Origin of the sequence: Mycobacterium lentiflavum (assembly GCF_022374895.2) — a bacterium.
Lineage (GTDB): Bacteria > Actinomycetota > Actinomycetes > Mycobacteriales > Mycobacteriaceae > Mycobacterium > Mycobacterium lentiflavum.
In genome coordinates this window covers 650,989-673,010 of record NZ_CP092423.2, presented here as the reverse complement: position 1 = coordinate 673,010, position 22,022 = coordinate 650,989, and the positions used below count along the sequence as shown (strand labels likewise).

General features: G+C 66.5%; 23 protein-coding genes. 11 read left to right on the top strand and 12 right to left on the bottom strand.

The features are described 5' to 3' along the window. Window position 1 precedes the first annotated feature (1 nt). Window positions 2–940 (bottom strand): class I SAM-dependent methyltransferase, encoded by a 939-nt coding sequence (locus MJO58_RS03210; RefSeq protein ID WP_259608740.1) that lies wholly within the window; start codon window positions 938–940, stop codon window positions 2–4. Further along, the gene (locus MJO58_RS03205) at window positions 940–1,311 is read right to left on the bottom strand and encodes a DUF3054 domain-containing protein (protein ID WP_090599368.1); all 372 of its coding nucleotides are present in this window, start codon (window positions 1,309–1,311) and stop codon (window positions 940–942) included. The genes MJO58_RS03210 and MJO58_RS03205 overlap by 1 nt, the downstream gene beginning before the upstream one ends. A 67-nt stretch (window positions 1,312–1,378) precedes the next feature. Between MJO58_RS03205 and MJO58_RS03200 the strand changes: the two genes are divergently transcribed. Genes MJO58_RS03200 through MJO58_RS03190 form a run of 3 tightly spaced genes read left to right on the top strand, consistent with a single transcriptional unit; the run spans window position 1,379 to window position 4,442 of the window. Continuing rightward, window positions 1,379–2,584 (top strand): acyl-CoA dehydrogenase, encoded by a 1,206-nt coding sequence (locus MJO58_RS03200; protein ID WP_239721994.1) that lies wholly within the window; start codon window positions 1,379–1,381, stop codon window positions 2,582–2,584. Beyond that, window positions 2,584–3,822 (top strand): serine hydrolase domain-containing protein, encoded by a 1,239-nt coding sequence (locus MJO58_RS03195; RefSeq protein WP_090599362.1) that lies wholly within the window; start codon window positions 2,584–2,586, stop codon window positions 3,820–3,822. Before MJO58_RS03200 ends, MJO58_RS03195 begins: the two co-directional genes overlap by 1 nt. Before the next feature lie 17 nt (window positions 3,823–3,839). Beyond that, window positions 3,840–4,442 (top strand): hypothetical protein, encoded by a 603-nt coding sequence (locus MJO58_RS03190; protein ID WP_434086298.1) that lies wholly within the window; start codon window positions 3,840–3,842, stop codon window positions 4,440–4,442. A gap of 131 nt (window positions 4,443–4,573) precedes the next feature. Here the strand turns inward: MJO58_RS03190 and MJO58_RS03185 are convergent, their stop codons facing one another. Next, a complete protein-coding gene (locus tag MJO58_RS03185; protein ID WP_175364340.1) occupies window positions 4,574–5,176 on the bottom strand; it encodes a TetR/AcrR family transcriptional regulator in 603 nt (200 codons plus the stop codon). Between the two features lie 76 nt (window positions 5,177–5,252). Between MJO58_RS03185 and espB the strand changes: the two genes are divergently transcribed. Beyond that, window positions 5,253–6,962 carry an EspB family ESX-1 secretion system-associated protein gene (gene espB / locus MJO58_RS03180; protein ID WP_239721993.1) on the top strand — a complete coding sequence of 570 codons (1,710 nt, stop codon included), beginning with the start codon at window positions 5,253–5,255 and terminating at the stop codon, window positions 6,960–6,962. A gap of 41 nt (window positions 6,963–7,003) precedes the next feature. Further along, the gene (locus MJO58_RS03175; RefSeq protein WP_239721992.1) at window positions 7,004–8,221 is read left to right on the top strand and encodes a PPE family protein; all 1,218 of its coding nucleotides are present in this window, start codon (window positions 7,004–7,006) and stop codon (window positions 8,219–8,221) included. Between the two features lie 7 nt (window positions 8,222–8,228). Here the strand turns inward: MJO58_RS03175 and MJO58_RS03170 are convergent, their stop codons facing one another. Continuing rightward, complete coding sequence (locus tag MJO58_RS03170; protein WP_239721991.1) at window positions 8,229–8,519, bottom strand: CDGP domain-containing protein; 291 nt, start codon at window positions 8,517–8,519, stop codon at window positions 8,229–8,231. 343 nt (window positions 8,520–8,862) lie between these two features. On the opposite strand from MJO58_RS03170, the gene MJO58_RS03165 reads away from it, so the two are divergent. Further along, the gene (locus MJO58_RS03165) at window positions 8,863–10,236 is read left to right on the top strand and encodes an NAD(P)/FAD-dependent oxidoreductase (protein WP_239721990.1); all 1,374 of its coding nucleotides are present in this window, start codon (window positions 8,863–8,865) and stop codon (window positions 10,234–10,236) included. Here MJO58_RS03165 and MJO58_RS03160 read toward each other — a convergent pair. From MJO58_RS03160 to MJO58_RS03140, 5 genes are read right to left on the bottom strand one after another with little or no spacing between them, the layout of a single operon-like run. Next, window positions 10,233–11,450 (bottom strand): O-succinylhomoserine sulfhydrylase, encoded by a 1,218-nt coding sequence (locus MJO58_RS03160; RefSeq protein ID WP_090599341.1) that lies wholly within the window; start codon window positions 11,448–11,450, stop codon window positions 10,233–10,235. The two genes, MJO58_RS03165 and MJO58_RS03160, sit on opposite strands and share 4 nt — an antisense overlap. Before the next feature lie 52 nt (window positions 11,451–11,502). Further along, window positions 11,503–11,910 (bottom strand): rhodanese-like domain-containing protein, encoded by a 408-nt coding sequence (locus MJO58_RS03155; protein WP_090599338.1) that lies wholly within the window; start codon window positions 11,908–11,910, stop codon window positions 11,503–11,505. Between the two features lie 14 nt (window positions 11,911–11,924). Then, the gene (locus MJO58_RS03150) at window positions 11,925–13,019 is read right to left on the bottom strand and encodes an ATP-grasp domain-containing protein (protein WP_239721989.1); all 1,095 of its coding nucleotides are present in this window, start codon (window positions 13,017–13,019) and stop codon (window positions 11,925–11,927) included. A 22-nt stretch (window positions 13,020–13,041) separates the two neighbouring features. Then, a complete protein-coding gene (locus MJO58_RS03145; RefSeq protein ID WP_239721988.1) occupies window positions 13,042–13,683 on the bottom strand; it encodes a PaaI family thioesterase in 642 nt (213 codons plus the stop codon). Continuing rightward, a complete protein-coding gene (locus MJO58_RS03140; protein WP_239721987.1) occupies window positions 13,683–14,978 on the bottom strand; it encodes an adenylosuccinate synthase in 1,296 nt (431 codons plus the stop codon). Before MJO58_RS03140 ends, MJO58_RS03145 begins: the two co-directional genes overlap by 1 nt. A 138-nt stretch (window positions 14,979–15,116) precedes the next feature. Here MJO58_RS03140 and MJO58_RS03135 point away from each other — a divergent pair, with 138 nt between their 5' ends. Genes MJO58_RS03135 through MJO58_RS03125 form a run of 3 tightly spaced genes read left to right on the top strand, consistent with a single transcriptional unit; the run spans window position 15,117 to window position 17,490 of the window. Further along, a complete protein-coding gene (locus MJO58_RS03135; RefSeq protein WP_239721986.1) occupies window positions 15,117–15,770 on the top strand; it encodes a peptidase M50 in 654 nt (217 codons plus the stop codon). A 9-nt stretch (window positions 15,771–15,779) separates the two neighbouring features. Further along, window positions 15,780–16,556 (top strand): site-2 protease family protein, encoded by a 777-nt coding sequence (locus MJO58_RS03130; RefSeq protein ID WP_090599324.1) that lies wholly within the window; start codon window positions 15,780–15,782, stop codon window positions 16,554–16,556. Between the two features lie 40 nt (window positions 16,557–16,596). Then, a complete protein-coding gene (locus tag MJO58_RS03125; RefSeq protein WP_239721985.1) occupies window positions 16,597–17,490 on the top strand; it encodes a cation diffusion facilitator family transporter in 894 nt (297 codons plus the stop codon). Here MJO58_RS03125 and MJO58_RS03120 read toward each other — a convergent pair. Then, window positions 17,487–17,900, bottom strand: a complete 414-nt coding sequence (locus MJO58_RS03120) for a DUF3151 domain-containing protein (RefSeq protein ID WP_239721984.1) — start codon at window positions 17,898–17,900, stop codon at window positions 17,487–17,489. The genes MJO58_RS03125 and MJO58_RS03120 overlap by 4 nt on opposite strands. A 45-nt stretch (window positions 17,901–17,945) precedes the next feature. On the opposite strand from MJO58_RS03120, the gene MJO58_RS03115 reads away from it, so the two are divergent. Then, on the top strand, window positions 17,946–18,788 hold the full coding sequence (locus MJO58_RS03115) for an Rv0361 family membrane protein (RefSeq protein ID WP_239721983.1): 843 nt from the start codon (window positions 17,946–17,948) through the stop codon (window positions 18,786–18,788). Window positions 18,789–18,877: 89 nt separating this feature from the next. Here MJO58_RS03115 and fbaA read toward each other — a convergent pair whose 3' ends face one another. Further along, window positions 18,878–19,912, bottom strand: coding sequence for a class II fructose-bisphosphate aldolase (gene fbaA / locus MJO58_RS03110; protein ID WP_090599313.1), 1,035 nt, complete (start codon window positions 19,910–19,912; stop codon window positions 18,878–18,880). A 121-nt stretch (window positions 19,913–20,033) separates the two neighbouring features. On the opposite strand from fbaA, the gene MJO58_RS03105 reads away from it, so the two are divergent. Next, window positions 20,034–20,729 carry a DedA family protein gene (locus MJO58_RS03105; RefSeq protein ID WP_239721982.1) on the top strand — a complete coding sequence of 232 codons (696 nt, stop codon included), beginning with the start codon at window positions 20,034–20,036 and terminating at the stop codon, window positions 20,727–20,729. On the opposite strand, the gene MJO58_RS28710 is transcribed toward MJO58_RS03105, so the two are convergent. Next, complete coding sequence (locus MJO58_RS28710; protein ID WP_276553186.1) at window positions 20,664–22,010, bottom strand: 3-oxoacid CoA-transferase subunit B; 1,347 nt, start codon at window positions 22,008–22,010, stop codon at window positions 20,664–20,666. The genes MJO58_RS03105 and MJO58_RS28710 overlap by 66 nt on opposite strands. Window positions 22,011–22,022 lie beyond the last annotated feature (12 nt).

Below are 22,022 nucleotides of genomic sequence, written 5' to 3'. Positions count from 1 at the left end.
ATCAGGCCGATGCATTCCAGGCCCGTCTTGTCCCGGTCCCGGCTAATCGTGTGGCGGTGACGTATCGAGGCGTAATCGCGTTGTCATCGGGGGTGCCGCGCCAGCGGGTGCCCATTCCAATCGCACTGAACAAATCGGCGACATTTCGTGTCTGCCAGCCTTGGTCGGCCAGATACTGCGGGACTGCGCGATATTCGCCGGGGTAGGCCAGTGCGGCCAGCTCGACGTCGAGGCCGAATTGTCGCCAGGTGTCGACGAACGTCTGTGCGGCCTCCAGCTGGAAGGAGGACCAGGTGGGCAGGTGGTCGCCGGCGAAGCGGCTGCCGGGCGCACTGACGGCGCAGACATCGTCGAGCAACCGGCTCTGCCCGTCGGGAGGCAGGAACCCGATCAGCAACGTCTCGGCGATCCACGCGGTGGGTCGGGCGGCATCGAACCCCGACCGGTGCAGCGCCGTCAGCCAGTCGCCACGCAGGTCGACGCCGACCGCCCTGCGGTGCGCGGTCAATTCGGCATCCAGCCGGCGCAGCACGGCTGTCTTGAAGTCGATGACGTCGGGCTGATCGATCTCGTACACCGTGGTCCCGGGTGGCCACCAGAGCCGATACGGCCGGGTGTCCAGGCCCGAGCCCAGGATCACGACCTGGGCAATGCCCGCCCGTCCGGCCTCGGCGAGGAATTCATCCAGGAATCGGGTGTGCGCGCCCAGCAGGGTGATGAGCCCGGTCATGATCGCGTTGTCGCCGCCGTCTTCGACGTACCGCTGATCGTCGAGCATCCGGGTGAAGTACTGCACCCCCGCGGCGCGCACCAACGGCTCGGCGAACGGGTCGTTGACCAGACCCTTCGTGGTGGCCAGTGCGCGCGCGACCGCACCGAACGTCGCGGTGATTCCGACCCCGCTGTCGGGACCCCACGTGTCGTCGTCGGTCCGTGCCATCAGACGTCGGAGCGGCGCCGCAACGCTAGTCCGACCGCCGCTCGCCAACCGAGCAACAGCAGCGCGGTGACTGTCGCCGCGACCACGACGAAACTGGCGGCCACGCCGGCTGAGCTGGCTTTGCGCAACACCATGCCGATCGCCACGGTGCAGGCCCAGACGATCACCCCGGTAGGTGCGACGGCGGTGGGCCGGTGCCACCCCCGGGACACCAACCACCCGATCAGGGTGCCGCTCAGAAACGGCCAGGCCGTGGTCGCGATGCCGGCCAGATTGAGCCCCTCGTCGTGACTGCGGCGTCCCACGGCGCAGAACACCAAAACGCCCACCACGTCTGACAAAAGGTAGGCCAGCCACCCCAGCCGCTGCATAGAGCGAGACTACCGGGCTGAACCGGAGGCTGTTCTTTGCGTCGGACGCGGTGGCAGGCTGACTGCTATGAGCACACACAAAACTCCTGCGCCTCCCGCGTTCGACCGAGAAGACCCGCTGGGCCTGGACGCGTCGCTATCCAGCGATGAGATCGCGGTGCGCGACACGGTCGCGAAATTCTGCGCCGAGCATGTCATCCCGTACATCGCGGAGTGGTTTGAGATCGGCGACCTGCCGGTGCGCCAACTAGGCAAGCAGTTCGGCGAGCTCGGGCTGCTCGGTATGCACTTGGAGGGCTACGGATGCGGCGGTTCCTCGTCGGTGCACTACGGCCTGGCGTGTACCGAGCTGGAGGCCGCCGACTCCGGGGTGCGGTCGATGGTCTCGGTGCAGGGATCGCTGGCGATGTTCGCGATCTGGAACTTCGGCTCCGAGGAACAAAAGCAGCAGTGGCTTCCCGGTATGGCCGCCGGTGAGCTGCTCGGCTGCTTCGGGCTCACCGAACCCGATGCCGGATCCGATCCAGCGGCGATGAAAACCCGTGCGCGACGGGATGGTTCGGACTGGGTGCTCAACGGTCGCAAGATGTGGATCACCAACGGTTCGGTCGCCGACGTCGCGGTGGTGTGGGCCAACACTGACGACGACGGCCGCCGCGGCATTCGGGGATTCCTGGTGCCCACCCGCACCGCGGGCTTCACCGCCAACACGATTCATCACAAGCTGTCGCTGCGGGCCTCGATCACCAGCGAGCTGGTGCTCGACGACGTGCGGCTGCCCGCCGACGCGATGCTGCCCGACGCCAAGGGGTTGCGCGGGCCGCTGTCCTGCCTGTCCGAGGCGCGCTACGGCATCATCTGGGGGTCGATGGGCGCGGCGCGCACGGCGTGGCAGGCCGCGCTCGAATACGCCACCCACCGCACCCAGTTCGGCCGGCCGATCGCGGGATTCCAGTTGACCCAGGCCAAACTCGTCGACATGGCCGTCGAATTGCACAAGGGACAGCTGCTCTCGCTGCACCTGGGCCGGCTCAAGGACAGCGTCGGGTTGCGCCCCGAACAGGTCAGCTTCGGCAAGCTGAACAACACCCGTGAGGCCATCAAGATCTGCCGGACGGCCCGAACCATCTTGGGCGGCAACGGAATATCACTGGAATTCCCGGTGATCCGGCACATGGTCAACCTGGAGTCGGTACTGACCTACGAAGGCACGCCCGAGATGCACCAGCTGGTGCTCGGCCAGGCATTCACCGGTAGCGACGCCTTCCGCTGATGGGCCCGCGCAAGCTGCGCGCTGTCACCTGGCTGGTGCTCGCTTGCCTGGTGGTGACGGGTTGTGGGCCCACGTCGCCATCGACACCCCCGCACGCCGACTCCGCGGACCAGGCCAAGGCCGATGCCGTGATGCGGGTGGTCGGAAACTTCATGACGCAGACGCACCTGAAGGCCGTGATCGTCCGCGTCACCGTGGACGGCAAAGAGGTGGTCACCCGGGCCGTCGGCGATTCGATGACCGGGGTGCCGGCCACCACCGACATGCACTTCCGCAACGGCGCGGTCGCGATCTCCTACGTGTCGACGTTGCTGCTCAAGCTGGTCGACCAGAAGAAGCTGAGCCTTGAGGATCGGTTGTCGAAATGGCTGCCCGAATTCCCCAATTCCGGACGAGTCACCCTGGGCCAACTGGCGCAGATGACATCGGGGTACCCGGATTACGTCATCGGCAACGAGCAATTCGCCAACGAGTCATACGCAAACCCGTTCCAGCAGTGGACAACTCAAGACATCCTCGCCCAGATCTCCGGGCGGCCGCTGCTCTATGAGCCGGGTACCAACTGGAATTACGCGCACACCAATTACGTGTTGCTGGGGCTCGCCCTGGAGCGCGCCACCGGTCAGGACATGCCGACACTGCTGGCCAACGAGGTGCTGGGCCCGCTCGGCCTCAAGCACACCGCGAACTCCGAAACGGCCGAAATTCCGTGGCCCGTCTTGCACACGTTCAGCTCAGAGCGGCGCCAATCACTGAAAATCCCTGCGGGAAAACCGTTTTACGAAGAGTCCACCTACTGGAATCCGTCCTGGACGATTACCCATGGCGCCATTGAGACCACCAACATCGACGACATGGAAGCCACTGCCGTCGGGATCGGTTCGGGCAAGCTGCTCTCGGGCGACTCGTACCAAAGGATGGTGTCGACGGCGCTGCGCGGCAAGACACACGCCCAACCGGGCTGCCCGACCTGCTTCGACCAAAGCGAGGGCTACACCTATGGCCTGGGCATCATCGTCTCCGGCGATTGGCTGATGCAGAACCCGTTGTTCTCCGGGTGCGCGGGTGTCGAGGCCTATCTGCCGGCCCGCAAGATCGCGATCGCCGTCGTCGTCACCTACGCCCCGGAAGCATTCGACGACCAGGGCAACTACAGTAATCAGGCCGACATACTGTTCCGCAAGATCGGCGCGGTGATGGCCCCGAACGCGGCCCCACCGATGCCACCGGGGAGATGAGCGAAGGAGTGTGAGGTATGCGGATTCTCGCTATGGCCGCGTGCACGCTGGCACTGGGTGCGCTCGGGCTGCCGACGGCCGTCGCCGATCCCACCGGCACGCTGCCGCCCATGACCGCCACCAATGGCGGGCCGATCATCGGCGGCGGGGGCGCCCCGTCGCAGATGTCGCAGCAGCTCAAGAGCCTGGGCGATCCGAACGTGCAAGAGGTCGACGGCCCCGACGCGGCGCAATTCATCGCTGCCGCAGCCGGTATCAGCGATCGCGACCTCGCCCTGCCCTTCATGGCGCTGCAGCGCGCGCTGGGATGCCAGAAGAACAATGCCGGATTCGGGGCCCGTGCCTACCGTCGCAATGACGGGAAGTGGGGCGGCGCCATGCTGGTCATCGCGAAGAGCGCGTATCCGGATGCCGCCGGGATGAAGGCGTGCGAGATGTCGAACTGGCGCCGGCCTTCGATGGGCAGCCCCACATCGATGTGCAACAGCGGATGGGCTTATCCCCCACCGACATTCAACGACAAAGGCGGCGACTACATCGTGTTGCTCGCCGGCACGAACTCCGACTTCTGCACCGCGCTCAACGGGAACTACAAGACCACCGCGGCCGCGTGGCCGTGAACCGGGTGCTCACCAGCCGCTGCACCCGTTGAGGTCGATGCGGCGCAACGTTCTTCATGCTCAGACGATCGCAGCAACAGGCGTGAATGGGTTATGAGGTAGTTCTGAGGGTCGTGAGAGCGGTCGGCGCGTTACGACGTCAGGTCACCCTCGACGTAGTGCTGCAGATTGGGGGCGACCGCGGCGATCGCCTCGTCGTCGGTCATCGATGCGATCGGCTCGATCTTCCAGACATAGCGCATCAGCGCGAATCCCAACATCTGCGACGAGACAAGCCCGCTGCGGACCAGCCGGTCCCGTTCGTCGACCCCGAGGTGTGATACCCCCATCAGGCTGCCCTCGACGATCCGCCGCAGCTTCTCGCGAGTGGCCGGCTCGTGCGCGGCGGTCTGCAGGATGGCCCGCAAGGTGGGCGCCACCTCTTCGTCGGCCCACGCTTCCAGCAGGACGGTGATCAGCGCCGCGCCAAGCCGATCGATGGGCGTGGTCCACACCTTGGCCACGTTGTCCAGGAACTTCTGCGGCGGGTTGGTCGCCGCGTCCAACAGGCCTTCCTTGGATCCGAAGTAGTGGTAGACCAGCGCGGGATCGACGTCGGCCCCCCGCGCGACCGCGCGGATCGTGGTGCCCGCCCAGCCGTGTTGGGCGAACTCGTCGCGGGCGGCGGCGGTGATGCGCGCCGCGAGCACTCCGCGTTCATCTCGGGGCCCCGGTGTTAGCGATTTCTTCGGCATAAGTTTCATTGTAGCGTGAATTTCCTCTTGCGTTGAGACTTGTTTCAACGTAGCGTGAGATTAGTTTCAACGACCCGTGAAAATCGGGGAGACGGCTACGACAGCTTCCCCACCCCCGCGGAGAAGCAACAGTGGCACAGACACGCGAGAGGACCCCTCCGGCCCGCCCTGCGCGCATCGCCACTTCGGACCGTCAGCGTTTTACAGCGACCGACCGACCAATGGCTTGAGCACAAGGAGAAGGGCCGAAATGATGCAGACATTGAACGTGGAATACCAGGAACTGATGGCACGCGCCGATGAAATCGCGCAACCGCTGCCGCCGATTCCGCCGACCAACCCATCGCCGCCCTGCGAGATTTCTTTTGTCAAGGATGCCGCCACTCAGCTCGCCCTGAACGCCGACACGATGCGGCTTTACCTCACATCGTCCGAACGGGAATGGCAGCGTCTGGCGAAATCGCTGCGGGACGCGGCCAAAGCGTACGAGGAAGTCGACACCGATTCTGCTGCGGCCCTCGACAAAGAGTTGTCCGATTCGGCGGAGACGTCGGATTCCGGCGCGGATCGCGTGATGTCTGCCATGTGCGATCCGAACCAGGAATTCCCGGACGCCCACCTGATCTTTCCGCCGGAACCGCCGCCCTTCGAATACCCCTACTACCCGGTCAAGCAGGCAGCGAAGGAGATCGAGGCCGGCGACCAGGGTGTCGCATTCCGGGCCTTCGCGCGGGACTGGGATGCGTTCCAGCGGGCGCTTCAGCAGGAGACGCTTTACCGCTTCCGGCCATTTCTTTCCTGGACGGGCGAGGCGCGCAACGCCGTTGAAGCGAACTTCGACCAACAGCGGCGATGGGTGAATTCGATGGTCGCGTTGTGCAGCGAACTTGCCAGCCAGGCGAACAAGGTCGCGAACGCCCATAAAAAAGCCGCCTTCGTCACCCATGATTTTGCCCAAGACGACGAGCACCCCACGACCAAAGAAATAGCGCTCTGTGATCATTGGTACAAGTACTACGTCACGAATAACTACAACGCCGATGACGCAATCCTGTGGTACCAGAACCTGCAGCGCCAATCGGAAGAGTCGTTAGCCCGCTATGTCAGAAATGCGCAATTACCGCTGCCGCCGGTCATTCCGGAGCGGGCGCCCTCGGCCTGGGGTTTTGAGGTCCCCAACCTCGGCGACGGCGAGCACACCGACGGCGGCAAGAACCCGTTCGACCCAAACCCCGACGACCCGAACAACCCTTACGGCCTGAAGGATCCGTCGGCCGGTGCCAACCTGCCGTGGACGGGCGCACCCGGTTTTCCGCCTTTGCCGTCCGTTCCCAACCCGGGCATGCCGTCCACGCCGACGGCAGCGGACACCGCGGAGCTGAGCCAGGCCTTGAAGGACGTGAAAGGGGCCGGCGGCGCGGGGGTAAGGCCGGCGTCGGTCGGTGGTGCCGGCGTTCGGATACCGCCGCTGCCCTCGACGCCGTTGCAGTCGTCGACGCCGTTGCAGGCCGTGCCCGGCACCGGCGCGGCCGCGGGGCCGGCAGCGATGTCACCAACGCCCGCCGCGGGCGCGGGTCGTGGCATGCCCGGCTCGGGCGCCGCGATGGGCGGCGGCACGGGCGGCATGGCACCCACCACGCCCGGCGGTCAGGGACAACAGAGCGCGGGCAAGGCCAAACGCGTGCAGTCGGAGGACAAGCCGCTCTACATCGAGCAGCGGAAATGGACCGAGGCCGTGCTCGGCAATCGTCCCCGCAGGCCCATGCCCGAAAAAGCAGCGTCGTGAAATACCAACGCATCTAACGCAATACAAGAAGGAGTCTGGTCATGGATTTTGCGTTGCGCCCACCGGAGGTCAATTCCGGACTGATGTACACCGGCCCCGGAGCCGGCTCACTGCTCGCCGCCGCGGCAGCCTGGGACGCTGTCGCGACCCAACTCGAGATCACCGCCGCCGGTTACGTCGCCGAAATCACCGCCCTGACCGGACTATGGTTCGGCCCCTCGGCCCGGGCGATGGCCGGTGCGGCCGCACCCTACGCGGCCTGGCTGCACGCCACCGCCGGCCAAGCCGCCCAAACCTCCGCCCAGGCCTACGCCGCCGCGGCCGCCTACGAAGCGGCGTTCGCGATGACCGTGCCCCCGCCGGTCATCGCCGCCAACCGGGCCCGGCTGCTGGCACTGATCGCCACCAACTTCTTCGGTCAAAACACCCCGGCCATCGCGGCATGCGAAGCCGAGTACATGGCGATGTGGATCCAAGACGCCACCGCGATGTGCATCTACGCCGCCGACTCCGAAATCGCCAGCACCCTCAAGCACTTCGACGGGTCACCACAAACCACCGACGAATCAGGACGGGACGCCCAAGCCAACCGGCGCGTCGGCGGCGCCACGAACCCGCCGCTGCTCACCTCGCTGCTTCCCGGCAACTACGGGCCCGGCACCTACTACACGCCCAACGGCTACCCCATCACCATCGAGTCGGGTGGATCCCTGATCCTTCAGTCCGGAGGCGGCGTTTACGTCGATGGCTCCATCACCATCGGTCCCGGTAGCTCGATCTACGTCGACTCCGGCGGCGCCGTCTACGTCTACGGCTTACTGAGCCTTGGCCCCGACAGCGACCTGGGCGTCTACTCCGGCAGCACCTTCGAAGTCTCGAACGGCTCCGCCGTGACCCTCACGAGCAGTGCAATCTACGTCGGCGCAGGCGGCACCGTCGAGATAACCTCGCCGACGACGATGACGAACAGCGCCTTGTTCACCGGCCCGGGCGTCGTCACGATCGGGCCCGGTAACGTCGCCTTCACCGACGGCGCCGTTACCGGCAACTTCTCCGGGTCCTTCTACGAAATCTTCAACATCGCCCCCGGTGCCAGCGGGCTCGGCCCCGGCGCGGGCGCCGCCGCCCCGACATCGTCATCGGTACTGCCCCCGGTCAGCGCCTTGACCAGCTCACCGGGCCTGGCCGGCACCGCGGCGATCCAACCCCAGGTTGACGCCGGCCAGCTCTTGAGCGGAATCCCCTCCGCAGCCGACTGAACAGGGCCTAGTCGTCGATGTGCGTCGGCGGGTCATTGAACGCGACGCCCCACGGATGCTGGTCGGGACCCAACATCTGGCAGTTCGTGTTGGTGACGTAAACGGGAGAGCCGTCCCGCCCGCCGGCCGGGGGAAACACGACACAGCGTTGCCAGGTGCCGTCGGGCTGGACGGGTCCGTCGCACTTGCTGATCACGACGCCGCCCAACTGACAGCCCGCGCCGGCCGGTGGCGCCGAGGCGATCAGCGCGCCGATCGACAGCGCGACAACCGTTGCGCCCAAGACAAATTGCTTCATTGATCTCTCCTGAACAGGACGCCGCTGGAACGGACACTACTCGGTTCACGGGCCAGGACTCGGCATTGGCGATCACGCGGATTTCTCGCGTGCCGCGGGTCCCTGGGATCGGTAGCGGGTGGGCCCTTGTTTTCTTGCCGTGCGGGCACCGCAGCCCTGGCCGACGGCAGCGTCAGGCAACGGATCAACGTCCGAACCGGTCTTTAGGGGGCGGCCGGCTCGACGGCGCTGTCACCAGCGCCGCCCTGGCAACACAGAGCGTTCATCTCGCTGAAGTCGTACGGTGGAGATGCGCTGCGGAGACTGTAGGAGCCAGACGGATCAAAGGACCTGAAGGAGAATCATGTCGCGCCATCGCGTCGTCGTCATCGGAAGCGGGTTCGGAGGGCTGAATGCGGCCAAGGCGCTCAAGCGCGCCGACGTCGACGTCACCCTGATCTCCAAGACAACCACCCACCTGTTCCAGCCGCTGCTGTATCAGGTGGCCACCGGCATCTTGTCCGAAGGCGAGATCGCGCCGGCGACCCGACTGATCCTGCAGAGGCAGAAAAACGTGCAGGTGCTGCTGGGCGAGGTCTACGACATCAACCTGACGGCCGGCACCGTGACGTCGAAGCTGATGGGCATGGAGACGGTGACACCGTTCGACAGCCTGATCGTGGCGGCCGGTGCCCAGCAGTCCTACTTCGGCAACGACCAATTCGCGACGTACGCGCCCGGCATGAAAACCATCGACGACGCCCTCGAGCTGCGCGGCCGGATCCTCAGCGCGTTCGAGGCCGCCGAGTTCACCGACGATCCCGCCGAGCGGCAACGCCGCCTGACCTTCGTCGTCGTCGGCGCAGGACCCACCGGCGTCGAGGTGGCAGGCCAGATCAAGGAACTCGCCCACCGAACCCTCAAGGACGCGTTCCGGACCATCGAGCCCCGCGATTGCCACGTCATCCTGCTCGACGCCGCGCCCGCGGTGCTGCCGCCGATGGGCGAGAAGCTGGGCCTCAAAGCACAGCAGCGGCTGGAAAAGATGGGGGTCGAGGTTCAGCTCAACGCGATGGTCGACGACGTGGACTACATGGGCCTCACGATCAAGGAGAAGGACGGCACCAAGCGCCGCATCGAATGCGCGTGCAAGGTCTGGGCGGCGGGCGTCCAGGCCAGCTCACTGGGCAAGCTCCTCGCCGACCAGTCCGAGGGCACCGAGGTCGACCGGGCCGGGCGAGTGGTCGTCGAGCCCGACCTGACCGTCAAGGGTCACCCGAACGTCTTCGTCGTCGGGGACCTGATGTCGGTACCCAATGTGCCCGGGATGGCTCAGGGCGCGATTCAGGGCGCCCATTACGCAGCGACATTGATCAAGCACATGGTCAAGGGCACCGACGATCCCGCAAACCGCAAGCCCTTCAACTACTTTGACAAGGGCAGCATGGCCACCATCTCGCGATTCAGTGCCGTCGCGCAGGTCGGCAAGCTCGAGTTCGGCGGCTTCATCGCCTGGCTGGCATGGCTGGGGTTGCACCTGCTCTACCTCGTCGGCTTCAAGAACCGGTTCACCACCGTGATCGCCTGGTTCATCACCTTCTTGGGCGACGGGCGCAGTCAGATGGCCATCACCAACCAGATGATGTACGCCCGAGTGGTGACTAATTGGGTGGAAGCGCAAACGCAAGACGCGACGTCGGAAGCCGAACGCCAGACCGCCGAGCAGAGAGCCGGCTAGCTCAGGGCTTGGTCGATATCGGCGATCAGATCGTCGGTGTTCTCCAGGCCGACCGAGATGCGGACGACGCCGTCACCGAGACCGATCGCGGCGCGCCCTTCCGGCCCCATCGCCCGGTGTGTCGTCGTCGCCGGGTGTGTGACAAGCGATTTGGCGTCACCGAGGTTGTTCGAGATGTCGATCAGTCGCAGCTTGTCCAGCACCTCGAAGGCCCGCTCCTTGGCGCCGCCGGGGGCGTTGAGCTCGAAGGTGAGCACCGTTCCGCCGCCGGACATCTGACGCTTGGCCAGGTCGTACTGCGGGTGCGACGTCAGGAACGGGTAGCGCACCCAACTCACCGCCGGATGGCCTTGGAGGAACTCCGCGATCCGCTGCGCCGAGGCATTGCTGTAGTCCACCCGAACCGACAGTGTCTCAAGGCCTTTCAGTAGCACCCAGGCGTTGAATGCGCTCATAGCCGGGCCGGTGTGCCGCATCAGCTTCTGCACCGGGCCGTCGATGTATTCCTGATCGCCGAGGATGGCACCACCGAGCACCCGGCCCTGCCCGTCGATGTGCTTGGTGCCGGAGTACACCACCACGTCAACCCCGAGCGGAAACCCTTGCTGCAGAAGCGGTGTGGCAAAGACGTTGTCCAGCACCACTTTTGCCCCCGCAGCATGCGCCAGCTCGGTCACCGCGGCGATATCCACCAGCGACTGCATCGGGTTCGACGGCGTCTCGAAGAACACCGCCTGGGTGGGCACCGATAGCGCCTGTTCCCACTGGGCGAGGTCGTCGCCGTCGACTAAGACGGTCTCCACACCCCAGCGCGGCAGGATCTCGTTGCACACCACGAAGCACGATCCGAACAGGCTGCGCGCGGCCACCAATCGGTCGCCGGCGCCCAGCAGCGCGCCGAGCGAGGTAAATACCGCGGCCATGCCACTGGCCGTCGCGAACGCCGCCGGCGCGCCCTCGATCAGCCGCAGCCGTTCCTCGAACATCGACACGGTCGGGTTGCCGTAGCGCGAATAGACAAAGCGGTCCAGCTCGCCGGAGAACGCCTGCTCGGCCGCCGCGGCCGACGGGTAGACGTAGCCCGAGGTCAAAAACAGCCCCTCGGCGGTCTCGTCGAACTCGGACCGCAACAGCCCTCCGCGCACGCCGATGGTGGCTTGGCCGACGCCGTCGGGCAATGCCTTCGGAATGCGGACCGACGGACTGTCAGTCATTGGCGCCGCTCCTCGATCCCGGCTGCGCCGGCATCATCGTCGTCGACGCGGGTCATTGCTGCTTCCAGGGCAGTCCGACTGCCCGCCAACCGGTTTCACCACGATGCCCCTGGGCGTCGAGGTTGCCCTCAAAACCATCCAGGATGTTGTAGGACGGCTCGATGCCCGCCTCGGTCGCGGTCTCGGCGGCACCGATCGAGCGGTTGCCGGAGCGACACAGGAACACCACCGGTCCCGACTGGGCGGGGAGCTTGTCCTTCAGTTCGGCCAGGAAGTTCTCGTTGTGCCCGGTCGCGGTGTTCCACTCGATGAAGACCGCATCGCGGCCAAGACTCGACAAGTCCGGCACCCCGACGAACCGCCATTCGGCGTCGGTGCGCACGTCGACCAAGACCGCCTGCGGGTTGTCGCTGAGCAACTTCCATGCCTCAAGCGGCGTGATATCTCCTGCGTAGCTCATTCTCGCGAGTCTAGTTAATGGCCCTGGGACACCGCGGCGGCCACGTCGCGGGCCCGGTCGCGCGCGGCTGCCACATCCGGCGCGGTGGCCAGTGCGACCCCACGCCGCGGGCCCGGCCCCGCATCGAATATGCGGAGGTCGCTTTCCGGCACGGCCAGCGCCGCGGTCAGTGCCTCGGCGGTGGGCGCCGGGTGACTCGTGCGCGCGGCAGCCGGCGAAATCATCAGGACGTCGACCGGCAGGCCGAGAATCGCCCGGGCCTGCAACTCGAACGCCGAAATCCGCTGACTGCGCAAAGTCACCCAAACGCTTTGCGGCAGAACGGTGCTCACGTCGGAGAAGTACACCTCGTCGCCGTTGATCATTAATTCGACTCCGAATACGCCACGGCCGCCGAGCGCCTTGACGATGCGCGCGGCGATCGACTTGGCGGCGTCGAGGGCCGCCGGGCTCAAATTCTGGGGCTGCCAGGATTCCAGCACGTCAGGTTCGGCGCGACGATGCCCGATCGGCGAGCAGAACTCGATCACCGGCCCGTTGCGACGCTCGCTGCGGATTGCCAGCAGCGTGACGTAAAACTCGACCTCGACCACCGTTTCGGCCAACACCCGCTCGGCCCGGCCCGCCGCCCGCCGCCACGCGGACTCGACGTCGTCGGGCCCGGAAACCATCGAGCGCCCGAACGTCCCGCCCAACGCCTCGACCAGCAACGGATAGCCGCCGTGTGCGGCCACCGCCTTGAGCTCGTCGAGCGAGCCGACGAACCAGAACGGCGCGGTGGGCAGACCCAGCTGATCGGCGGCCAGCCGGCGCAGGCCCTCGCGGTCGTTGGTCAACCGGACGGTGCGCATGTTAGGCACCAGTTCGACGCCGGCATTGTCGCAGCGCGCCGCGAGCGCCTCGATTGCCGGGCCGGAGACCGCGCCGGCGGTCACCACGAAGTCGGGTTGTAGCCGGTCGATCACCCCCGACACGGTGTCCAGGTCGGAGTGCTCGTGAACCTCCGCGCCGAGGCGACGCAGGGCGTTTGCCAGTTCGCGGCTGAGCTCGCCGGTACCCAGCAACAACACTCGGGGCGCGCCTGCGGTCTCGCATTGTCCTTCGGTCACAAGTGAATGCTACGGGCGCGCGTCAGGGCTGACCGGGCAATAACCGCACCATCAAGCCGTTGGCCTCGGCCAGCAGCGTCTGGTCACCGTCGACCAATTCGGCACAGACGAACGCCTTGCGGCCCTCGGTGCTGGTGACTCGACCGCGCACCAGCAACGGCACGTCGGTCGGCGTGACCTTGCGATAGTCGACATGCAGGAAGGCCGTGCGACTGATCGGGCGTCCCGCGGCGTGGGAGATCATCCCGAACATGTGGTCAAACAGCAGCGGCAGCACACCGCCGTGCACCGCGTAGTTGCCGCCGACGTGGAAACGGGTGAAATGGCCCGTCATTTCGACGCCGTCGGGCGCGTAACGGGTCAACGTCCACGGCGGCAGCAGCAAGCTGCCCATGCCGGGCAGATCGGGCGTGCGGCCCGCCGGCGCCTGACCTTCCACCTGGGCCTGAAACGGCCCCAGCAACTCCGTCAGCGCCACCACACGGGCGGCCGCGTCGTCCCAGACGTCGTCGGACGGGTCGGCGGAGACGGCGAGGTCCTGCAGCCGGCGCATGGCCGCCACGAACCGTCCGAATCCCGGGCCCGGGGTGGCCGGGCCGTATTCGGGAAAGCCGCCGTGGTGTTCGTATTCGGGATCGAGTTCTTTGGGATCAGGATCGCTCACTAGCGCGCCGCCAGGATATCGCGGCGCACGATGGTCTGATCGCGGCCCGGCCCGACTCCGATGCACGAAACATGTGCTCCGGCAAGCTCTTCCAGACGCAGCACATAGTCACGCGCCTTGGCGGGCAGGTCGTCGAACTCGCGGGCCGCCGAGATGTCCTCCCACCAGCCGGGCAGCTCTTCGTAGATCGGCTCGGCACGGTGCAAATCGCTTTGCGTCATCGGCATTTCGTCGGTCTGCACGCCGTCGACGCGGTAGCCGACGCACACCGGCACGGTTTCCAGACTGGACAGCACGTCCAGCTTGGTCAGGAAGTAGTCGGTGATGCCGTTGACCCGGGTGGCATAGCGCGCGACGACGGCGTCGAACCAGCCGCAGCGGCGGCGGCGCCCTGTCGTGACGCCGAACTCGCCGCCGGTCTTGGACAGGTATTCACCGTTCTCGTCGAACAATTCGGTCGGGAACGGGCCCGAGCCCACCCGGGTGGTGTAGGCCTTGAGGATTCCGAGCACGGTGGTGATCCGGGTCGGGCCGATGCCGGACCCCACGGCCGCGCCGCCCGCAGTCGGATTCGAGGACGTCACATAGGGATACGTGCCGTGGTCGACGTCGAGCAGCGTGCCCTGCGAGCCCTCCAGCAGTACGGTCTCGCCGGCTTCCAGCGCGGCGTTGAGCAGCAGCCGGGTATCGGCGATGCGGTGCTTGAAGCCGTCGGCCTGCTTCAGCAGGGCGTCGACCACCAGGTTGGGATCCAGCGCCTTGCGGTTGTAGATCTTGACCAGGATCTGGTTTTTGAGTTCCAGCGCACCTTCGATCTTGTGGGCCAGCTGCTCGGGGTCGAGCACATCGGCGACCCGGATGCCCTGACGGGCGATCTTGTCCTGGTAGCACGGTCCGATGCCGCGGCCGGTGGTGCCGATCTTCTTGTTGCCCATGTAGCGCTCGGTGACCTTATCGATGGCCACGTGGTAGGGCAGCAGCAGATGCGCGTCGGCGGAGATCAGCAGCCTCGAGGTGTCGACACCACGATCAGCCAGGCCCTTCAGCTCGTCGAGCAGCACGCCGGGATCGATCACCACGCCATTGCCGATGACGTTGGTGACGCCGGGGGTCAGCACCCCCGACGGGATCAGATGCAACGCGAAGTTTTCCCCGGTGGGCAAGACGACGGTGTGCCCGGCGTTGTTGCCACCCTGGTAACGCACCACCCACTGCACGCGCCCACCGAGCAGGTCAGTGGCCTTACCTTTGCCCTCGTCGCCCCACTGGGCGCCGATGAGGACGATTGCCGGCATGACATGCTCCCGCCTGGTCTCGCCTGCTTATTGTGGTCCAGCCGGGGACCCACCTTAGTCCGGTGACGATGCGGGCGTCTTGCGGACCGCCGAGGAACCGGGCAAATTTGCTCGAGCCCAGCAGGTCGCGAGGAGCCCATGAATATCGCCGCGGACACGGCCAACGTGGCGGTGTTGTGCTTCGGCGACCGGCGACTGCCTGGGCCGCTCGGCGGCCCGCCCGTCCACCGGGTGCAGAGCCCGGCCGACATCGACGCCGCGATCGGGCCGTACCGACGGCTGGTCGTGCTCGGCGCCGACGCCGAGCTGGCAGCCGTGCTGGGCCGGCTGCTGCGCGCCGAGCGACTCGACGTCGAAGTGGCCTACGTGCCGCCCCGCCGCACCCGCGCGACCCGCGTCTACCGCGTGCCGGCGGGATGGCGCGCAGCCCGTCGGGCCCGGCGCGGCACGCCCGGGCGGGTCACCCTGGTGCGCGACGAGACCGGCGCGGTGATCGTCGGCCGCGCCCGCTGGCTGCCACCCGAAAACCAGGAGCTGCTGCACGGCGAGGCCGTCGTCGACGACACGCAGCTGTTCGACGGCAACGTCACCGGCGCGGACATCGAGCCGACGCTCGCCGTGCCGGGGCTGCGCGCCGCGGTGCACGGACGCTGGCGCCGCTGGGTGACCGGGCGCGCCGTCCAGTTGGGCAGCACCGGCGTGGTCGTGGTGCGCGACGGTATCGCCGCGCCCCGCCCGGCCAGGCGATCGACGTTCTACCGCCACGTCGAAGGCTGGTTGCTGGTCCGGTAGTTTCGACCGGTGGACTCCAAGGGGCACGCGTCGGTGCGACCCAGCCCAATCTTCTTGGCACTGATCGCATTGACGGCGGTCGGCGGTGTGCTCGCCTGGCTGGCCGGGACGACCGTGCGGCCGATGTCCTATGCCGGGGTGTTCATCTTCGTGGTCGCCGGCTGGCTGGTTTCGTTATGCCTGCACGAATTCGGCCACGCGGCGACCGCGTGGCGATTCGGCGACCACGACGAGGAGGTCCGCGGCTACCTGACGCTGGATCCGCGGCGCTATGCCCATCCCGGGTTGTCGTTGCTGCTGCCGATGGTGTTCATCGCGCTCGGCGGGATCGGCCTGCCCGGTGCCGCGGTGTATGTGCGCACCTGGTTCATGTCGCCGACGCGCCGCACGCTGGTCAGCCTGGCCGGACCGGCCGCCAATCTACTGCTGGCGGTGTTGCTGCTGACGCTGACCCGGCTGTTCTTTGACCCGGAGCATTGGGTGCTGTGGGCGGGCGTGGCGTTTCTGGGTCTCCTGCAGATCATGGCCGTGGTGCTGAACCTGCTGCCCGTCCCCGGGCTGGACGGCTATGACGCCCTGGAACCGCATCTGAGCCCGGAGACGCAGCGCGCCGTCGCGCCGGCCAAACAGTACGGCGTGTTCATTCTGCTGTTCCTGCTGCTGGCGCCGGTGGTCAACCAGTGGCTATTCGGGGTGGTGGACTGGCTTTTCGACTTCTCCGGGGTGCCGCACCTGCTGGCCAGCGCCGGAAACTCGCTGACCCGCTTCTGGAGCCGCTGGTTCTAGATATTGCAATATATGCGATTGCACGCATATATTGTTGGCCATGGGCGCAGGACACAGTCACACCCCCGCCGAGGCCGACGCGTCTCGGATGATCCCCCGCATGATCATGGCCGCCGGGATTTTGGCGACGTTCTTCGTAATCGAGCTGACCACCTCGCTGCTGATCAATTCCCTTGCGCTGCTGGCAGACGCCGGGCACATGCTGACCGACGTCGTCGCGGTGTTCATGGGGCTGGGGGCTGTGGTGCTGGCCAAGCGCGGCAGCACGTCGCCGGATCGAACCTACGGCTGGCACCGCGCCGAGGTTTTCACCGCGGTGGCCAACGCGGTGCTGTTGGTCGGCGTGGCGACCTTCATCCTCTACGAGGCCATCGAGCGGCTCGGTACGGGAGCAGACGTTCCCGGCATACCGATGATCGTGGTGGCGCTGGCCGGGCTGATCGCCAACTTCGTGGTCGCGATGCTGCTGCGGTCACACTCCGAGGGCAGCCTGGCCGTCAAGGGCGCCTACATGGAGGTGATCGCCGACACCGTCGGCAGCCTGGGCGTGCTGATCGCCGGTGTCGTGACCGTCACGACGCATTGGCCTTACGCCGACGTCGTGGTCGCCGTGCTGGTGGCCCTCTGGGTGCTGCCTCGCGCGTTCTCGCTGGCGCGGGCCGCGCTGCGGATTCTGTCCGAGGCGTCGCCGGCCCACATCGACGTCGAGGAGCTGCGGTCGGCCCTGGGCGCCGTCGACGGCGTGACCGAAGTGCACGACCTGCACGTCTGGACGCTGTCGCCGGGTAAGGACATGTGCACGGTGCACCTGATCAGCTCCAACGACTCGACCAGGGTGTTCAGCGACGCGCGTGAGGTGCTGCACGAGCGCGGGCTCGAGCACGCCACCGTGCAGGTCGAGAACCGCGACAGCGACTGCTCGGAGAACTACTAGAGCCCCAGCTCTTTGCGGGCCACCGGGTCGCAGTCGTCGAGCAGGTCGAGGCAGCGGTTCAGCTCGTCGGTCTCGCCGATCGCGTCGGCGGCCTTGGCCAACGCGGCCACACAGCGCAGGAAGCCGCGGTTGGGCTCGTGCGAATAGGGCACCGGGCCGAATCCCTTCCAGCCGTTGCGGCGCAATTGGTCCAGACCGCGGTGGTAGCCGGTCCGGGCATACGCGTACGCGGTGATGGCCCGGTCGTCGGCCAGCGCCTCCTCGGCCAGCGCCGCCCAGGCCACCGACGCCGACGGGTGCGCCGCCGCGACGATGCCCGGATTCTCGCCGGCGAGCAGCTCGGCTTCGGCTTCGCTGTCGCCGGGCAGCAGGATCGGATCAGGTCCCAGGAGATCACCCATTGGTGTCATACGTTCTATTCTGCCGTCCCGCCGCGGGTGACTAAGCTCCAACTCATGCCTAACCCACCGGAGCCCGACCGCGGCACCCCGCCGGGTGAGGACCCGACCGCGGAGCAGGCCGACGACGCAACCGAGGCCCGTCCGCTGCTTCCCCCCGACCCCGAGACCGAGACCGTGGTGATCGACAAGCCCGATCCCGGCAACGGCCCCGCGGCCAATCCGGACGACCAGCAGCCCGAACGCCGCTTCACCGCGCCGGGCTTCGACGCGAAGGAAACGGCGATCATCCAAACCGCCGCGGAGCCCGCGACGGAAGTGTTCTCGACGTCCCCGGGGCAGCCCGGGCCGCCGGGGCAGCCGCCACTGCCCGGGCAACCGCCGATGCCTCCCAAATCTGCTGTGCCGCAATCTATTCCGGGCCGCGACGGCGCGAAGGCGCGGCCGGCAGGCAGGAGTTTCAACTGGGGCTGGGTGCTGGCGATCACGGTGATCGTGTTGGCACTGGCGGCGATCGCCATCCTGGGCACCGTGCTGTTGACCCGCGGCAAGCACTCACACGTCTCGCAGGAAGACATGGTGCGCCAATCCATCCACGCCTTCGACACGGCGGTGCAGCGCGGCGACCTGACCCAGCTGCGCAGCATCACCTGCGGCACTACCCGCGACGGCTACGTCGACTACGACGAGCGCTCGTGGAACGAGACCTACCAACGGGTTTCGGCGGCCAAGCAGTATCCGGTCATCGCCAGCATCGACCAGATCGTCGTCAACGGCCAGCACGCCGAAGCCAACGTCACCACGTTCATGGCCTACGACCCGCAGGTCCGCTCGACGCGCAGCCTCGACCTGCAGTACCGCGACGACCAGTGGAAGATCTGCCAATCCCCCAGCGGCTAGCGCCCCCAGCGGCTAGCGTCTCGCGAGTGTGAAACCAGTTTCACGTTGGGCGCCGAGCGTCAAGCTAACTTCACGCTCGGCACAGAAACTCAGGCGCTGACTGACTTTCCGGCGCAGTGCAGGTCGTTGCAGGCCTCGATCACGCGCTCGGTCATCGACGCTTCGGCCTTCTTGAGGTAGCTGCGCGGGTCGTAGACCTTCTTGTTGCCGACCTCGCCGTCGACCTTGAGCACACCGTCGTAGTTAGTGAACATGTGGCCGGCCAGCGGGCGGGTGAACGCGTACTGGGTGTCGGTGTCGACGTTCATCTTCACCACGCCGTAGCGCAGCGCCTCTTCGATCTCCGACTTCAGCGAGCCCGAACCGCCGTGGAAGACGAAGTCGAACGGCTTGGACCCGTCGGGCAGACCGAGCTTGGCCGACGCGACCTTCTGGCCCTGATCCAGGATGTCGGGGCGCAGCTTGACGTTGCCGGGCTTGTAGACGCCGTGCACGTTGCCGAACGTGGCGGCCAGCAGGTACTTGCCGTGCTCACCGTGGCCCAGCGCGTCGATGGTCTTCTCGAAGTCCTCCGGGGTGGTGTAGAGCTTGTCGTCGATCGCGCCCTCGACGCCGTCCTCCTCGCCGCCGACGACGCCGATCTCGACCTCGAGGATGATCTTGGCCGCCGCCGCGGTCTTGAGCAGTTCCTTGGCGATGGAGAGGTTTTCGTCGATCGGCACCGCCGAACCGTCCCACATGTGCGACTGGAACAGCGGATTCTTGCCGGCCGCCACCCGTTCGGCCGAGATGGCCAGCAGCGGGCGCACGTAAGTGTCCAGCTTGTCCTTGGGGCAGTGGTCGGTGTGCAGCGCGACGTTGATCGGGTACTTGGCCGCGATGACGCGGGTGAACTTGGCCAGCGCGACGGCACCGGTGACCATGTCCTTGACGCCGAGGCCGGAGGCGAACTCCGCACCGCCCGTGGAGAACTGGATGATGCCGTCGCTGCCGGCGTCGGCGAAGCCCTTGATGGCGGCGTTGACGGTCTCCGACGAGGTGCAGTTGATGGCCGGGAAGGCGTACGCGTTCTCCTTGGCGCGTCCCAGCATCTCGGCGTAGACCTCGGGGGTTGCGATGGGCATGGGTTCCTCCTGAAGACTTCAGTTGCCTCAGTATCGCAACCCGACGTTGACGGCGGGCACCCACCTCGGGGCCGGTATGTTGAGGCACCATGAGCGCCGCCGTAACGGCTGAGTGGTTTTGATGCCCGACATCATCGATCCGATGTTCTGGATCGGACCCCAGGGCCTGTTCGCCTCCGCGGTGTTACCGACCATCCTGGTCATCGTCTTCGTCGAGACCGGCCTGCTGTTTCCGCTGCTCCCCGGTGAATCACTGCTGTTCACGGGCGGTTTGCTGGCCGCGCACGGAACGCTGAACATCTGGGTGCTGGCGCCGGCAGTCGCCGTGGTGGCGGTGCTGGGCGACCAGACCGGATACTTCATCGGCCGCCGCATCGGGCCCGCGCTGTTCAAGAAGGAAGATTCCCGCTTCTTCAAGCAGCACTACGTCACCGATTCGCACGCCTTCTTCGAAAAGTACGGACCCGCGGCCATCATCCTGGCCCGCTTCATGCCGTTCATCCGAACGTTCACGCCGGTCGTCGCCGGAGTGTCCTACATGCGCTATCCGGTGTACTTGGCGTTCGACATCGTCGGGGGCGTGCTGTGGGGCGGCGGCGTGACGGTGGCCGGCTACTTCCTGGGCAACGTGCCGTTCGTGCACCAGAACCTGGAAAAAATCATCCTGGTCATCCTGTTCGTCTCGATGTTGCCGGCATTCATCGCCGCCACGCGCGGCTACCTGGCGCGACGGCGTGCCGCCAAATTGGGTTCAGGCGACCACGAAATCGCAACCGGTCTTGGCACGGACGTCGTCGACCGTCACCCCGGGGTGTAGTTCGGTCAGCGTGAGCCCGCGTTCCGGGTCGACGTCGAACACGCACAGGTCGGTGATGATCATGTCCACCACGCCCTTGCCGGTCAGGGGGAGCGTGCATTGCTTGAGGATCTTGGGGCTGCCGTCCTTGGCCGTGTGATCCATCACGACGATCACCCGCTTGACCCCGGACACCAGATCCATCGCACCGCCCGGGCCCTTGACCATCTTGCCGGGAACCATCCAGTTGGCCAGGTCGCCGTTCTCGGCCACCTCCAGGCCGCCGAGGATGGACAGGTCGATGTGCCCGCCGCGGATCATCGCGAACGAGTCGGCGCTGTTGAAGAAGCTGGAGCCGCCGATCGTGGTGATGGTCTGTTTCCCGGCGTTGATCAGGTCGGGATCCACCTCGTCGTCGGCCGGATATGCCCCGATACCAAGCAGGCCGTTCTCGGACTGCAGGGTCACGTTGATGCCGTCGGGGATGTAGTTGGCGACCAGCGTCGGGATGCCGATGCCCAGGTTCACGTAGTAACCGTCGCGCAGTTCCTTCGCGGCGCGCTTGGCCATAATCTCGCGGATGGGGCTCTCGTGTTTGGCCGCGGCGGCACCGCTGGTGGTACGGAATTCGATTCGCTTCTGGTAGCTGGCGCCCTGGATGATGCGGTCCACATAGATGCCGGGGGTGTGGATCTGATCGGGATCCAGCTCGCCGACCTCGACCAGTTCCTCGACCTCGGCCACCGTCACCTTGCCGCAGGTGGCGATCATCGGGTTGAAGTTGCGCGCCGTCTTCCGATAGATCAGGTTGCCGGCGGTGTCGCCCTTCCACGCCTTGACGATCGCGACGTCGGCCTGGATGCCTTCCTCCAGCACGTATTCGGTGCCGTCGAAGACGCGCATGTCCTTGCCTTCGGCGAGTTGGGTGCCGAACGCGGTGCGGGTGTAGAAACCCGGAATCCCCGCGCCGCCGGCGCGTAACTTCTCGGCCAGGGTGCCCTGCGGGGTGAGCGACAGGTCCAGCTCACCGGCCAGCACCTGGCGCTCGAATTCCTTGTTCTCTCCTACGTAGGAGGCAATAACTTTCTTGACCTGACGCCCCTTGAGCAACAGACCCATGCCGAAATCGTCGACCCCGGCGTTGTTTCCGACGATCGTGAGCTCTTTGACGCCGCTGTCCACGAGCGCCAGGATCAGATTCTCCGGAATACCGCACAGGCCGAAACCGCCTGCGGCAATGGTGATTCCGTCCTTCAGCAGGTCTTGCAGCGCCGTCTCGGCGTCGGGGCGGACTTTACTCACGGCGTGCTCCTT

Bases quoted from the DNA above. Each gene is read 5' to 3' on its own strand.
- MJO58_RS03210 (WP_259608740.1), bottom strand. From the start codon at position 940: ATGGCACGGACCGACGACGACACGTGGGGTCCCGACAGCGGGGTCGGA.
- MJO58_RS03205 (WP_090599368.1), bottom strand. From the start codon at position 1,311: ATGCAGCGGCTGGGGTGGCTGGCCTACCTTTTGTCAGACGTGGTGGGC.
- MJO58_RS03200 (WP_239721994.1), top strand. From the start codon at position 1,379: ATGAGCACACACAAAACTCCTGCGCCTCCCGCGTTCGACCGAGAAGAC.
- MJO58_RS03195 (WP_090599362.1), top strand. From the start codon at position 2,584: ATGGGCCCGCGCAAGCTGCGCGCTGTCACCTGGCTGGTGCTCGCTTGC.
- MJO58_RS03190 (WP_434086298.1), top strand. From the start codon at position 3,840: ATGCGGATTCTCGCTATGGCCGCGTGCACGCTGGCACTGGGTGCGCTC.
- MJO58_RS03185 (WP_175364340.1), bottom strand. From the start codon at position 5,176: ATGCCGAAGAAATCGCTAACACCGGGGCCCCGAGATGAACGCGGAGTG.
- MJO58_RS03175 (WP_239721992.1), top strand. From the start codon at position 7,004: ATGGATTTTGCGTTGCGCCCACCGGAGGTCAATTCCGGACTGATGTAC.
- MJO58_RS03170 (WP_239721991.1), bottom strand. From the start codon at position 8,519: ATGAAGCAATTTGTCTTGGGCGCAACGGTTGTCGCGCTGTCGATCGGC.
- MJO58_RS03165 (WP_239721990.1), top strand. From the start codon at position 8,863: ATGTCGCGCCATCGCGTCGTCGTCATCGGAAGCGGGTTCGGAGGGCTG.
- MJO58_RS03160 (WP_090599341.1), bottom strand. From the start codon at position 11,450: ATGACTGACAGTCCGTCGGTCCGCATTCCGAAGGCATTGCCCGACGGC.
- MJO58_RS03155 (WP_090599338.1), bottom strand. From the start codon at position 11,910: ATGAGCTACGCAGGAGATATCACGCCGCTTGAGGCATGGAAGTTGCTC.
- MJO58_RS03140 (WP_239721987.1), bottom strand. From the start codon at position 14,978: ATGCCGGCAATCGTCCTCATCGGCGCCCAGTGGGGCGACGAGGGCAAA.
- MJO58_RS03135 (WP_239721986.1), top strand. From the start codon at position 15,117: ATGAATATCGCCGCGGACACGGCCAACGTGGCGGTGTTGTGCTTCGGC.
- MJO58_RS03125 (WP_239721985.1), top strand. From the start codon at position 16,597: ATGGGCGCAGGACACAGTCACACCCCCGCCGAGGCCGACGCGTCTCGG.
- MJO58_RS03120 (WP_239721984.1), bottom strand. From the start codon at position 17,900: ATGACACCAATGGGTGATCTCCTGGGACCTGATCCGATCCTGCTGCCC.
- MJO58_RS03115 (WP_239721983.1), top strand. From the start codon at position 17,946: ATGCCTAACCCACCGGAGCCCGACCGCGGCACCCCGCCGGGTGAGGAC.
- fbaA (WP_090599313.1), bottom strand. From the start codon at position 19,912: ATGCCCATCGCAACCCCCGAGGTCTACGCCGAGATGCTGGGACGCGCC.
- MJO58_RS03105 (WP_239721982.1), top strand. From the start codon at position 20,034: ATGCCCGACATCATCGATCCGATGTTCTGGATCGGACCCCAGGGCCTG.